14 protein-coding genes are annotated in these 13,246 nt (G+C 59.2%); 3 read left to right on the top strand and 11 right to left on the bottom strand.

From position 1 onward, the window contains the following. Positions 1-3: 3 nt before the first annotated feature. The gene (locus ACR0JW_RS07610) at positions 4-1,167 is read right to left on the bottom strand and encodes an alpha/beta hydrolase (protein WP_170677908.1); all 1,164 of its coding nucleotides are present in this window, start codon (positions 1,165-1,167) and stop codon (positions 4-6) included. On the opposite strand from ACR0JW_RS07610, the gene ACR0JW_RS07605 reads away from it, so the two are divergent. Further along, on the top strand, positions 1,166-1,504 hold the full coding sequence (locus tag ACR0JW_RS07605; protein ID WP_170677906.1) for a hypothetical protein: 339 nt from the start codon (positions 1,166-1,168) through the stop codon (positions 1,502-1,504). The genes ACR0JW_RS07610 and ACR0JW_RS07605 overlap by 2 nt on opposite strands. On the opposite strand, the gene cobT is transcribed toward ACR0JW_RS07605, so the two are convergent. From cobT to ACR0JW_RS07575, 6 genes are all read right to left on the bottom strand, one after another. Then, positions 1,479-3,356 carry a cobaltochelatase subunit CobT gene (gene cobT / locus ACR0JW_RS07600; protein WP_170677904.1) on the bottom strand — a complete coding sequence of 626 codons (1,878 nt, stop codon included), beginning with the start codon at positions 3,354-3,356 and terminating at the stop codon, positions 1,479-1,481. The genes ACR0JW_RS07605 and cobT overlap by 26 nt on opposite strands. 121 nt (positions 3,357-3,477) lie before the next feature. After that, positions 3,478-4,464, bottom strand: a complete 987-nt coding sequence (gene cobS, locus ACR0JW_RS07595; RefSeq protein ID WP_170677902.1) for a cobaltochelatase subunit CobS — start codon at positions 4,462-4,464, stop codon at positions 3,478-3,480. Positions 4,465-4,644: 180 nt separating this feature from the next. Beyond that, on the bottom strand, positions 4,645-5,721 hold the full coding sequence (locus tag ACR0JW_RS07590) for an alginate O-acetyltransferase AlgX-related protein (RefSeq protein WP_480713775.1): 1,077 nt from the start codon (positions 5,719-5,721) through the stop codon (positions 4,645-4,647). A gap of 12 nt (positions 5,722-5,733) precedes the next feature. Next, positions 5,734-7,149 (bottom strand): MBOAT family O-acyltransferase, encoded by a 1,416-nt coding sequence (locus ACR0JW_RS07585; protein WP_480713774.1) that lies wholly within the window; start codon positions 7,147-7,149, stop codon positions 5,734-5,736. Positions 7,150-7,289: 140 nt separating this feature from the next. After that, the gene (locus ACR0JW_RS07580) at positions 7,290-7,898 is read right to left on the bottom strand and encodes a dimethylsulfonioproprionate lyase family protein (protein ID WP_170677896.1); all 609 of its coding nucleotides are present in this window, start codon (positions 7,896-7,898) and stop codon (positions 7,290-7,292) included. 81 nt (positions 7,899-7,979) lie between these two features. Then, entirely contained in the window at positions 7,980-8,399 is a 420-nt protein-coding gene (locus tag ACR0JW_RS07575; RefSeq protein ID WP_170824653.1) for an Lrp/AsnC family transcriptional regulator, read from the bottom strand. 137 nt (positions 8,400-8,536) lie between these two features. On the opposite strand from ACR0JW_RS07575, the gene ACR0JW_RS07570 reads away from it, so the two are divergent. Next, positions 8,537-9,313 carry a carbon-nitrogen hydrolase family protein gene (locus ACR0JW_RS07570; protein WP_170677892.1) on the top strand — a complete coding sequence of 259 codons (777 nt, stop codon included), beginning with the start codon at positions 8,537-8,539 and terminating at the stop codon, positions 9,311-9,313. Between the two features lie 69 nt (positions 9,314-9,382). Here ACR0JW_RS07570 and ACR0JW_RS07565 read toward each other — a convergent pair whose 3' ends face one another. Further along, the gene (locus ACR0JW_RS07565) at positions 9,383-10,009 is read right to left on the bottom strand and encodes a J domain-containing protein (RefSeq protein WP_170615281.1); all 627 of its coding nucleotides are present in this window, start codon (positions 10,007-10,009) and stop codon (positions 9,383-9,385) included. Positions 10,010-10,116: 107 nt separating this feature from the next. On the opposite strand from ACR0JW_RS07565, the gene ACR0JW_RS07560 reads away from it, so the two are divergent. Beyond that, positions 10,117-10,371, top strand: coding sequence for a BolA family protein (locus ACR0JW_RS07560; protein WP_170678569.1), 255 nt, complete (start codon positions 10,117-10,119; stop codon positions 10,369-10,371). A 6-nt stretch (positions 10,372-10,377) separates the two neighbouring features. On the opposite strand, the gene ACR0JW_RS07555 is transcribed toward ACR0JW_RS07560, so the two are convergent. The 3 genes from ACR0JW_RS07555 to pepT form a co-directional block, all read right to left on the bottom strand. After that, positions 10,378-11,277, bottom strand: coding sequence for a hypothetical protein (locus ACR0JW_RS07555; RefSeq protein WP_480713773.1), 900 nt, complete (start codon positions 11,275-11,277; stop codon positions 10,378-10,380). A 144-nt stretch (positions 11,278-11,421) separates the two neighbouring features. Continuing rightward, complete coding sequence (locus tag ACR0JW_RS07550) at positions 11,422-11,856, bottom strand: DUF4177 domain-containing protein (RefSeq protein WP_170677891.1); 435 nt, start codon at positions 11,854-11,856, stop codon at positions 11,422-11,424. Positions 11,857-11,937: 81 nt separating this feature from the next. Next, on the bottom strand, positions 11,938-13,194 hold the full coding sequence (gene pepT / locus ACR0JW_RS07545; protein WP_170677890.1) for a peptidase T: 1,257 nt from the start codon (positions 13,192-13,194) through the stop codon (positions 11,938-11,940). Positions 13,195-13,246: the final 52 nt, after the last annotated feature.

Here is a 13,246-nt window from a genome sequence, read left to right as displayed (position 1 = left end):
CGCTTAGTCTGACAGAAAACTCAGCAACGCCGTCAGGAACTCGTCCCACACCGCATTGCCGGGCAGAGGAATATGGTTGGCAGTGTCCAGAACCAACAGTTCCGAATTGGGGATTCCGGCAGCCAGTTTCTGGGCCTCGGACAAAGGATGCACATTGTCGTGCCGCGCATGGATGATCAGCGTGGGGCATTGCACATGCGGCAAAAGTGGCAGAACAGATTCAGTGTGAATGGCATCCCGGACCTTCAGAACGGTACTTTCGGAACTCGCATTGATCATGTTGCGCGCCATGTCATGCACGGTGTCCAGCGGACCTTCGGGGAAATAACTGAGCATCATGGCGGACACGAAACTGATTTCCGGAGAACTCCATCCTTCCGCGGCCAGCGACCGCAACGCATCCGAGACCATTTCCGGGGCGCGGCGGCCGCGCCCTTCGGCATATCCGCCTGCTATGGCCAGCCGGCGCACGCGGTCCGGGTGCTTTGCGGCGACACGAACTGCCGCCAAAACGCCGCCGGATTCGGAATAAAGAGAAAACTGGTCAAATCCCGCCGCGTCAGCTGCTGTCATCAGATTCTCGGCCAGTTTGTCAAAGGAAAACACGTCCAGCGCGCGGTCCGACCGACCAAACCCGATGGGGTCAAAGCGCAAAAGGGAATGGTGTTCCCCGACCGCCTCAAACAACGTTCGTTCCGAGCGTGTATTCCATTCCGCTTCAAGGTCGGTGGTGGTGTATCCGCCCCGAACCACCGGCGAGCCCGATCCTGTCACCGCATATGCCAATGATTGGCCTTCCGGGGTCTGTGTATAGCGGATGCGCTGATCAGATATTGGATCAGTTTGAACCGGTAAGTCATCGGGCGTGACGTCCGCCACCCATTTCAATCCGCGCCGGGCAATGGTCTGAATGACAGCCTGAGATTTCCCGTCGTCCCCAACCGCTTTCCGCGCGGCCGCAATCCGCGCGCTTATCGCCGAGTCTGACACGATCCTACCGTTCCAGACCACTTCGACAATCTCATCCCGGCTGACAAGTTGACCAGCCCTTTGGATCAGCAGATGCAACAGGTCAAATACCTGAGGCTCCACCGCCACGGGCGCTTCATTGCGCATCAATACATGCGCATCGGCATCCAAAACGCAGTCAGTAAACACATAACGCATGCCCGAATATCACCCGAGCTTCATGCATCCCGCAAGGCTCGGCAGAAATTCAGGACTTTCTAAGGATAATCCAAAGCCGATCTTCAAGCGTAGGGTTCGTGGATCAACCAGACTGTGTGCATTAACTTTAGAGGATCGGACCATGATGCCGCAATTTGATTTAGACCTGTTGCAAAACCCGGTCGGGAAATACCGCTGCCCCACCGCTAAGGAACGCAAAGCCCGTAAACAGAAAGAAAAGACCGCACACGAAAAACGCCGCGCGGCGTTAAGCACCGTGCGGCGTTGGTTCCGGCCCATTTGGGTTCATTTCAGCTGGCCCGCTTCATCCCCATAACACGCGCCCGTGCGCGCGGATCGCTGTCAAACAGCGCCGCCAACTGCTCGGTCATGGCACCTGCCAACTGCTCGACATCCGTGATAGTTACGGCCCGGTCATAGTACCGGGTCACGTCATGGCCGATACCGATGGCCAGCAACTCGACCATCTTGCGTTTTTCCACCATCGCAATCACGTCACGCAGGTGTTTTTCCAAATAATTTGCAGGGTTAACGCTCAGAGTTGAATCATCAACCGGCGCACCGTCTGAGATCACCATCAGGATTTTGCGCTGTTCGCGCCGCGCTAGCATCCGGCGATGTGCCCATTCCAGGGCTTCGCCGTCGATGTTTTCCTTCAATAGGCCTTCTTTCATCATCAGACCCAGATTGGGCCGCGCGCGACGCCACGGGGCATCCGCACCCTTGTAGATGATATGGCGAAGATCGTTCAGGCGCCCCGGCTGCTGCGGGCGTCCATCGTTCAGCCAGGCCTCACGCGCCTGACCGCCTTTCCATGCCCGCGTGGTAAAGCCCAGAATCTCGACCTTCACATTGCAGCGCTCCAGCGTCCGCGCCAGAACATCGGCACAGATGGCGGCGATTGAGATCGGACGCCCGCGCATCGAGCCCGAGTTGTCCAAAAGCAGCGTCACCACGGTGTCGCGGAACTCGGTGTCTTTTTCGACCTTGAAGCTCAGCGGCGTCGTGGGATTCGCCACCACCCGCGCCAGACGGCCCGCGTCCAGAATGCCTTCCTCGCGGTCAAACTCCCAGGACCGGTTCTGCTGCGCCTGCAACCGGCGCTGCAGCTTGTTGGCCAGGCGCGAAACCGCCCCTTTCAAAGGCTCCAGCTGCTGATCCAGATAGGCCCGCAGCCGCTCCAACTCGGCCGGTTCCGCGAGATCCTCGGCGGCGATCTCCTCGTCATGGGTGCTCAGGTAAACCTTGTAGTCGGGATCCGCTTCAGACGCGGGCGGCGGCGCAGGCGGCTCCAGCGGGGCCTCGCCATCGGGCATCTCGGCCTCTTCGCCCATCTCATCCTCGGCCATCTCGTCCATCGAGACCTGCGCCTGAGACTGATCCTGCTGCTCTTCCTGCGTCTGTTCGGGGGTGGCGTCGGCGTCCTGCTCGTCCTGATCGTCCTGCCCGGTGCTGTCGGGGTCGGGCTGTTCCTCGGCGTCGTCCTCGGCCTGATCTTCCTGTTCGTCGTCCAGCTCATCCGGGTCGTCGCCCAGTTGGTCGCCATAGCCCAGATCCTTGATCATCTGGCGGGCGAACTTGGCGAATTCGGCCTGGTCCGAGAGCACCTCGTCAAGGTTCTCCAGCACGCCGCCAGCTTGTTCCTCGATGAATCCGCGCCACAGGTTCATGATGTTCTCAGCCGCTGGCGGCAGATCACGCCCCGTCGCAAGGTGCCGGATCAGATAGCCCGCCGCTACCGACAAGGGCGCATCGGCGGGCTGCTTGCATTGGTCATACCCGCGCCGGATCGCCTCGTGGCTGATCTTGACATCGATATTGCTGGCAGTCCCGGGCATGTCCCGTGCGCCCATCGCTTCACAACGGGCAACTTCCATCGCCTCATAAAGATCCCGCGCCATATCGCCCGGAGGCGCATAACGCGCATGGGTCGCATCGTCATGATACCGCCGCTGCAGCGCCAGAGCATCCGCCGTGCCGCGCGCCAGCAACACCTCTTCCCGTGTCATGCGACGAGAGACCTGCGGCAATCGCATCGATTCGCCGGACAGGCCCGACGGGTCGACCGTATAGCTGACCGAAAGCTCGGGATCGTCGGCCATCACCTTGGTGGCCTCGGCCAAGGCCTTCTTAAAAGGATCGGCGGGGTTGTCGTTCTTCTGTGCCATGTCCTTAAGCCCTCATCAAAGTGACCAGCCCGGCCTGGAAAACAATAACGGATCCGCCTTCATCTGGCCAAAAATATCCCCGCCGGAGGCATTGCGCCCGAAACGGGCGCAGTTCAGGTGCTTACCCCAGGCTCGCACTCGCCGCGCTCTCGGGCAGTTCCTCGTCGAAACAGCGCTGATAGAACTCGGCCACGGTCTGGCGCTCCAACTCATCGCACTTGTTCAGGAACGACAGGCGGAAAGCGTAACCCACATTGCGGAAAATCTCAGCGTTCTGGGCCCAGTTGATCACGGTCCGCGGGCTCATCACCGTGGACAGATCGCCATTCATGAAGGCCGTCCGGGTTAGGTCAGCAACGGTCACCATCTGGCTGACGGTCTTGCGGCCCTCGGCGGTGTTGTAGTGCGGTGCCTTCGACAGCACAATCATGGTCTCGGCATCATGGCTCAGGTAGTTCAGGGTCGAAACCAGCGACCAGCGGTCCATCTGCGCCTGGTTGATCTGCTGCGTGCCGTGATAAAGGCCGGTGGTGTCACCCAGACCAACCGTGTTTGCTGTGGCAAACAGGCGGAAGTTCGGGTTCGGAGTGATGATCTCGTTCTGGTCCAGCAGGGTCAGTTTGCCGTCATGCTCCAGTACACGCTGGATCACGAACATCACGTCCGCGCGGCCCGCATCGTATTCGTCGAACACGATGGCAACGGGGTTGCGCAGCGCCCAGGGCAGGATGCCCTCGTGGAACTCGGTGACCTGCTTGCCGTCGCGCAGCTTGATCGCGTCTTTGCCGATCAGGTCGATCCGGCTGATATGGCTATCGAGGTTCACGCGCACGGCGGGCCAGTTCAGGCGGGCGGCGACCTGTTCGATATGGGTCGACTTGCCGGTGCCGTGATAGCCCTGAATCATCACACGGCGATTATGGGCAAAGCCCGCCAGGATCGCCAGCGTGGTTTCGGGGTCGAACTTGTAGGTCGGGTCGATCACCGGAACGCGGTCGCTGCGCTCGGCGAACCCCTTGACCGCCATATTGCTGTCAATTCCAAATACGTCACGGACCGAGATGTCTTCGGTTGGTTTTGCGTTGATATCGATCGATCCGTCAGCCATGCGCCTTGTCCTTATCCTTTGCCCCGCTCTCCGGGTTTGAACCCGTGTGTGGTGCAACATATAGCGGACAAGGGCAAGGGAAAGCCGCCCGTTCCTTTAGCTGGCCGGATGTTTCTTTGAAACTGACCATAAATCGTGGGTATCACAATCCGGTGGCCCCTATCCGGCGGGCCTTTCAACCTATTGCAGGTGCAGGCGAGGCTCGAACAGGTTTCGTTCGACAAGTTGGAAAATGACCACATCGGGCTGCAGGCGATCGATCTGTTCCGCCATGTTCCGATCTAAAAGATCCTGCCATTGTACCTTGTGAACAATCCGGAACGTGCTGCGATAAAGCGCGATGTTCGCCTCGCAGAATGAATCGCAGATTAGCAACGCGGTGCCGGGATTTATGGCGGCAGGCGCAAATGTCGTCTCAAAACCCCCTCCGTCGCCGGCTTCTGCCGTACAGATGTCAGGTACGCTTCCGATGAACGGAGTTGCACCTGCGCAGACCACCAAATTCTCAAATCCGATTGCATATTCCGTTTCATGGCGGTGGCCCAGCAAATCCCGAACTTTCAGCAGATTGGCCAGATCACCCGATGTATGTTCCAGTTCCTCTGCCGTGTAGGCAATCGGATCATAGTCGGGCCCAAGGGCCTCCAAAGTCGCTTCATACCCTCGCGCGGCCCCCAGGTTTGTCCAATGCGTATCGGTTTTCAGGTAGGCCTGAGCGCTGGCCTTCAGTCCCGTCATCGGGGTGCGCAAATCCAGCAGCGGCAGATTTTGTTCACGCGCGGCCTCAATAAACATGTCCGTGCCGGTAATGTCCGCTGGTGCCACTTCGGGCGGCAGAAATTCCGGATAGATCGTATGCTTGTTCGGCGCGATCACAAGCAGGAAATCCGAACCCCGCGCCTGCAGCCAGTCCGAGAGCTGCCACATATGATCCGCCCAGCCCTCAACAGCCCTGGCATCGGGCATCTTCCGGCCCGACGTTCTGTCGATCACACGATTGTGACCGTTGCCCAGAAACAGATAGCCCGACTGCCCGATCACCACCTGATCGGTGTCCAGTGAGACGCTGCAGCAGGACCACAATCCCAGAGCCAGCATGCCTTCGGCATTGTTCACGGACCATAATGCGCGCGGGTCTTCCGGCACAATCGGCCCGTCCTGCACCTGCAGGCGCGCCAGCAGGGTGGTGACGGGCAGAAACAGGAACACAACCGCCGCGATGGCGCTGACCAGAAGGAAACGATTGCGGTACATCATCCGGCCTGTTCCTCAGAAGTTGAAATAAAGGAAAACGTCGCTGCGTGTGGCCAGCATCGCCGTGCAGGCGGTGCCAAAGGCCATCCCGGCGAAAACGGTTTTCCATTGCGGGTTGAGGTTGCGCACAAACTGGTTCGTGTTGGGCAGGGCCAGCGCCACGAAGAACGCGGCAAGAATAGCAACCGCCGCAGTGTCGCTGTCGATGATCACCACATGGCTGCTGCCGGAGTTCGATGCACCCTGGCCAAACATTGTTCGAAGAATGCTGTTGGCCTGCGCCACGCTGTCGGCCCGGAAATAGACCCAGGCGCAATGCACGATCAAAAAGGTAATTGCCCAGCGGGCCGGATTCGGCAGGCGGACCTTCAGTCGGGCCAGATAGCGCTCGGCCACCAGAACAGCGCCGTGAATGGCACCCCAGATCACAAAGGTCCAGCCTGCGCCGTGCCAGATACCGCCAAGCAGAAAGGTTGTGAACAGGTTTGCCGACACCCGCGCGGACGACCGGCGGCCGCCGCCCAGCGGGATATAGACATAGTCGCGCAGAAAACGCGACAGCGTCATGTGCCACCTGCGCCAGAAATCCTGAACCGACAGGGATTTGTAGGGCGAGTTAAAGTTCTGCGGCAGGCGGATGCCGAACATCCGCGCTGCACCGATGGCCATATCTGTATAACCGCTGAAGTCGAAATACAGCTGGAAGGTGTAGGACAATGTCGCAACCCAGGCGTCCAGAACGGTCAGGTTGGCGTAATCGGCAAAACCCTGATCCGCATAGACCGCCAGTTGATCTGCGACGACCAGTTTCTTGAACAGCCCGATGCCAAAGATCACTATCCCGACATACAGGTTTTTCCATCGCAAAATCCCGATCGAAGGCGATTTGAACTGCGGCATCATCTCATGGTGATGCACGATGGGTCCCGCGATGAGCTGCGGGAAGAAGGTGACAAACACCAGATAGTTCAGAAACCGCGTCGGCCGCGCGATCCGCTTGTAGCTGTCCACCAGAAATGCGATTTGCTGAAAAGTGAAAAAGGAGATCGCCAGCGGCAACGCGATGCTCAGCGGCTGGATGAAGGACCCCGTGACGTCATTCAGGATACCGACGGCAAATCCAAGGTATTTGAAGAATCCAAGCAGACCAAGGTTGAACAGTATGCCCGCGACAAGCAGCCCCCACGCCGCGCCGTCCTGCCCCTGCGCCGCCATCTTGTGCCGAATGGCCCGGGCCACAAGAAAGTTGACGCAGACCGATCCCAAGAGAATTGGCAGGTAATCCAGCCGCCAATAGGCATAGAAAAACAGCGAACAAGCCGCGATCCACAAGAGTTTCACATCCGCATTGCGCAGTCTTGCGGCTGCGTAGAACCCAAGAAGGCTCAGAGGCAGAAAAACAAACACAAACGGAACGGAACTGAATAGCATCTCAGCCTTTCAAACGCGGCGGGTCACGACCTACTGCCTCAGTCCCGAAGCGCTTTCAAGCGAGGAGTTGCCCCACACCCGGTTTGCCCAAGCCCGATGCGCCAGAAAACCGAAGCCTCTGGCCGGAACCCTGCGCGTGATCAAGCCACACGGCTATCACTTCGAGGCGTCAGAACAGGCGGTGTGTCAAACCCGTTTCGCCACGCGACAAGGCACAGGACCGGCGCGTCCAATGTCTCCATCGCGTGTGGCTGGTTGCTTTGGTGCAGTACAGTACCGCCTTCGCGCAGGGTTTCGTCGGGGCATCCCTGCCGCTTGAAAACAGCCGACCCGGACACGACCAAATATGCCTCTTCCCCCGGATGATGGTGCCATGGATAATACAGTCTGGCTGGCATATGGACGACCCACAGCCACAACTGCCGCGAGGTGAACGGCCCGCCTTTGCCGATGATGGAATAGCATCCGAAATTTTGCAGGAACCGGTCCCCGATATTGGTGCCCTTGTAGGTTTCACGCCAGACAGCCGCCGGACCGGCGGCAATGATGGCATCCTGCAGATCGCCATAGTGTTGGGATGACAAACCGGTTTCGTTGCGCAGAACGTCACCGCAGGGGCGGTGTAATGGCGTGATCGGCTGCCGTTCGATGTCATCCGGAAACGCCGCAAAGGCCGTCAATTCACGATTGCCGCGATAGGCGTCGCGCGAAAGGCGCAGAAGATTGTCGTACAGGTGATCGTTTCCCATGCGGTGATCAGACGATCGAATCGGACCTTTAGGCTTGTCCACCTGCGACATCGGGCAGGTATTTCGCTGCGGGCACTTGCTTCATTTGAAAGGATTAAGGCGGATGCAGCTGTTGGTTTCGGCCACCATCGGCATGCGGCGGATATCCATCAGGACCGTGTCCAGACGCTGATGCGAGGAGGTGCGCAATTCCAGAACCAGATCGAACACACCGTTCACGGAGCCAAGCGACTGAACTTCGGGAATTCTCCTGAGTTGGTCGATGATCCGTCTGCTGTCCCCCGGTGCCAGCTTCAAAAGCACAAGTGCATCGACCAGCGCATTTTCAACCAAGCCCCCAAGTTCCACCGTAAACCGCGCGATCGTGCCGTTCGCCTTCAGCTTGTCGACCCTGTTCTGGATCGTGGCCCGCGACACGCCCAGTTCACGCGCCAGTTCGGCGGCCGAACGACGGGCATCCCCACTCAGAAGCCGCAGCAGTTCCCGATCGATATTGTCCATGCCTTGTGTTCGCTTTCGTCAAAATGGCTGTCAAATCGTTAAAGATCTATCGAAACGATACCATTCCCTGGCTGTTACGCCAATTCCGGTGCAGTCATGCTGATCCGCAATATCAACCATGTCCAAGGACCGCAGCCGTGAAAGTCACCGTTTGCCAACTCGACCCGCGCTCATCACAACTGGACCAGTACCTGTCGGGTCTGGCCGATCATGTCCAAGCTGCCGGAACAGATTTTTTGCTGCTGCCCGAGATGTGTTTTTTCGACTGGCTAGCGCATGACGCAACGCCGGATGCCGGGCGCTGGGCTGCCTCCGTTGCGGCGCATGACGACAGGATTTCGCAGCTTTCGAAACTGGGCGTTCGCGGCGCGATGGGAACCCGCCCGATTGTCAACGCCGCCGGCAGCCGCCGCAATCAGGCCTATGTCTGGACCGCTGAAACCGACAACGCAGCGCCGGTGCATGAGAAATACTATTTGCCGGATGAACCGGGTTATCATGAGCACAGCTGGTATGATCGCGGACCCAAAAGCTTTGATCTGGCCCGTGTTCTGGGGATGCGCGTCGGCGTTCAGATCTGTACCGAGATGTGGTTCTTTGAATGGGCCCGCCACTATGCGGCGTCGCGTGCCGACCTGTTATGCATCCCGCGTGCGACGCCGCACGGCTCTGTCGAAAAATGGCTGGCCGGCGGTCAGGCCTCGGCCGTGTGTTCCGGTGCTTATTGCCTGTCGTCCAACCTGTGGGCCCCTGTCGGAGAAGCCCCCGACGCAGGCGGTCTGGCTTGGGTGATCGACCCCGAAGGAAACGTGCTGGCCACCACCGACCCTGACAATCCCTTTGCCACGGTCGAGATTGATCTGGACTTTGCCGCGCAAAGCAAATCGACCTATCCGCGCTACGTTCCGGAATGATTGTTTGACGCGCCAGATCCGTTCTGGTCCTGTCGTCATTGTTTGCGGCAGGGCCAACCGGATGCCGGTCTATTTGAAGTTCCGGCTGTCCTTGATCTGATCCCAGGCCCAGACAACCTCCTGCAGCTGCTCCTCCTGACTGCGGTCGCCGCCGTTCATATCCGGGTGCAGCACCTTGATCAGTTTCTTGTACGCCTTGCGCACCTCGGCCTTTGACCAGCTGTCATTGGCTTCCAGAATCTCGATCGCACGGCGCTCGGTCGGGGGCAGGCGACGCCCGCCGCCGCCTGATGTACGGCCCTTGTTCTGTGTACCGTTGGCGCCCAGCACCTGGTGGGGATCCTCGATGCCCAGCCGGGCCCAGGCGCGCGCCTCGGGGTCACCCATGGGTTTGGTCTCACGCTCCCACACCTTGTCCTTGGACCGCTGCGCATTCAGTTCGGCCTCGGTGGTGCCGTCGAAGAAATTCCACTTCTGATTATACTCGCGCACGTGCTGCTGGCAGAACCAGAAGAAGTCATCCAGAACGTCCGGCGCTTTTGGCGCCCGAAACTTGCCCGCCTCTTCACAACCCTCGTGATCGCAGATTCGCATCGAGGTCTCAGACGCACCCGACATGCCCCGACGCCCGCGCGGGTTCTTTTTCTTGGCGCTGGAAACGGACATATCGAATCCGAATGGGTCTGATTTCGTCATGCTCTGATCCTTACGAACACATCTTTTCGACTCGGAGGCAGCAGTTTAGTCTAAGCAGCCGAAAGTAGAAGAGGGGGGCGGCAAAAATTTTGCCGATGAGCATAAAAATGAGCGTGACCGAAGAAATCCGATCCCGCCTGCAGGCCGCGTTTGACCCGCGCGAACTTGAAGTGGTCGATGACAGCGAAAGCCACCGGGGCCATGCCGGATATCAGGACGGGGGCGAGAGCCACTTCAACGTCCGCATCCGCGCAGCCGCGTTTGAAGGCCAGTCCCGCGTTGCCCGTCACCGTGCCGTGCACAAGGCGCTGGGCGATGTGGTTCCGCGCATTCATGCGCTGGCATTGGATATCGGTGTCTGATTGCGCTTAGAACCGCAGCCGGAAGGCGAGACCGACCAGAGGAGCCGTGTCATAGTTCTGACGGCTGATTTCGTTACCGTTCTCGTCCTCCAGCGTCAGTCGGCCGTCGAACTCGGCCCCTGCAAAGACGGTTACTGACACGCCGGGATTCGGGTCATAGCTGAGGGACGCAACCACCGGGATGCTCTGATCTTCACCAATCCCGCTTGGAGCCAGCCCGTTGTCGTCTAGCCGGAAGCGGATTTTCTCGGAACGTGCCGAAAGCGAGAGGCTGAAATCTTCATTCACCGCATAGCTCAATGTCAGCCCCGGCCCTCGCGTAGCTCCGATTCCGGATCCGGTGTTCAAGTTCCAGCGATCATTGATGTCCCAATCCACCAACAACGCGGGAAAGACATCCACACCGCTATCTTCCAGTTGCGAGAAGGCCCCAAATGCCGGGCCGATGGTCAAGCTTTCGCTCATCTGCCATGCGACGCCCGCAAAAACACCGTATGTGCGCCCATCCGAAGATGCGGCACCTCTTTGGTAGTCCCATCTGATCTGAGGCGATACGAACACGCTGGCCCTTTGCCCGGCCTGAAACCGAAGCGGGGTTGAAACTCGGATGTCGCGGATATCGTTCCATGGCTGGTTGTCCGCTGCGCTGAAATCGTAATCCAGTTGCCCATAACTTACCGAAACACCGAGCGAAGTAGCGCTGTCAAAATAATACAGCCCCGTAGCCCGCAGGAACGACCGCGTCGCGCTGAAGTCGCCGCCCTGATCCAGATCGGCGCTGCCCTGATAGGCGGCCAACCCGTCGATCTGGCTGACCCAGCCTAACCGTTGTTGTGCGACGGCGGGCAACGCGAACTGGCATGCGATGGCGGCAAAAAGACAAAGACAAGCTGTGCGGGGTTTCATCGCAGCACGGGGTCCTTCTGGGTGTCAAAAAAATATCTCTTAAAGATACGACCGGAACCCTGAATCGGATGACCGTCTCAGTCCTGTCGGTCAAATCCGTGCCATCAAAACCACACCTTTCGAACCGTCTGGTCTTGATGCTTGTTACTTGGAATCTTCGTCGGCTTTTTCGCCGCGTTGCAAGGTCAGGGGCGGCTCATCCACCTCGGCTGAAATAGGTCCCGGGGCCTGAACCGCATCCGGCTCGGGCGCCTTCACCGTATCCGGTCCCGGGATCGGGTGGGCCAGCGGAACGCCTTCGGGCGTTTCTGTCGGGCTCGGGACGGGAACCGGGGCGACCTCAGCCTCGAACGCGCGGCGGAACACCAGCACATTGCGCCAGTGGGTCGTCGATCCGGTCAGGCCCGAGCGTTCCTCGCTGGGCAGCAACTCGGCGCGCTGGTATTCCCAGCCGTCCTGACCCATCTCGTTCAGCAATTGTTCGACCGAATTGGCAAACCGCCCCTCGGGCGTTTTCACGCCCTTGGCCTTGGTGCCTTTTTGCGGGGCGGGGACAACTTTGTATTCGTAGCGCTGCATCAACCGTTCCTGAAATGCCTGTAGCGGACAGGTTATCACGTTGACCGCCGGGCGAAAGAGACGTCGACCCGATGTCGGATTTTAGCCGCCACTGTTGCCCGGTTTCTGCGCTGCCCTGGTCGCCACGGAAAGGCACAACTCGGTCGCGACGGCCATGTCCTGCACCGAAATCCATTCCAGCGGGCCGTGAATGCACTGCATCCCGGTAAAGATATTGGGGCATGGGGTGCCGAACTCGGTCAGGCGCGACCCGTCAGTGCCGCCCCGGATCGGAACAGACACAGGCTCGATCCCCATGTCGCGGCAGGCGTCGCGGGCCAGATCAACCGGGGTCATGTCCTTTTCCAGCCAATAGCGCATGTTGCGGTACTGCGGATAAATCTCGCACTCGATCACCGCGCGTGGCTCGGTGGCTTGCACGGCGGCGCAGACCTGCCGCACCAGATCGCCCTGCGCCTGCAATGCGTCCAGCTCGAAGTCGCGCAGGATCAGCTTGATCTCCATCTCGGAGGAGCCGCCATTCATATCGGTAATGTGAATGAACCCTTCGCGATCATCTGTGACCTCGGGCGTCATCGTCGCCTGCGGCAAAGTCTGCACGATCTTAGCTGCAAGATGGGCTGCGTTGACCATTTTTCCCTTCGCCAGCCCGGGGTGGATCGAGACGCCCTCGATCCGGATCACGGCACGGTCGGCCGAAAAGCTCTCATATTCGATTTCGCCAACTTCCTGACCATCCAGAGTGTATGCGAAATCAGCGCCCAGATCCTTGGGTAGTTGTTCGGTAACACCGCGCCCGATCTCTTCATCGGGGGTAAACGCGATGCGGATCGGCCCGTGCGGAATATCAGGGTTTTCAATCAGATGCCGCGCCATGGTCATCAGGATCGAGACGCCCGCCTTGTCATCCGCACCCAGCAAGGTGGTGCCTGATGCAGTAATCAGATCGTGCCCGATCTTTTCGGCGAGATAGGGGTGCTCCTCCGGCGACAGGACCAGATCGGGGTCGTCGGGAAAGGTGATCTCGCCACCATTGTACCCCTTGATCACGCGCGGCTTGACGCCGGCGGCATTGAACTGCGGGGCGGTGTCGACATGGGCCAGAAACCCGATTGTGGGGCCGGGAACAGTTCCGGGGATAGTGGCGACAACAACGCTGTCACCTGTTAATTCAACATCCTGCGCGCCGATTTCGGTCAGTTCCTGGCGTAGCAGGTTCAGCATGTTCAGCTGGATGTCCGAACTTGGGGTCGAGGGCGACGTCTCATCGCTCTGACTGTCGATCGCCGCATACCGGACCAGCCGGTCTTCGAGTTCCTGATCAAATCTTTTCTGCATGTTACCTCACCTCAATTGTCGGGGATGAAAGGGTGCAATCCGCTGAGGAGTC

Source organism: Ruegeria sp. BG6 (genome assembly GCF_056538465.1).
This window is presented reverse-complemented; position numbering and strand designations above follow the sequence as displayed.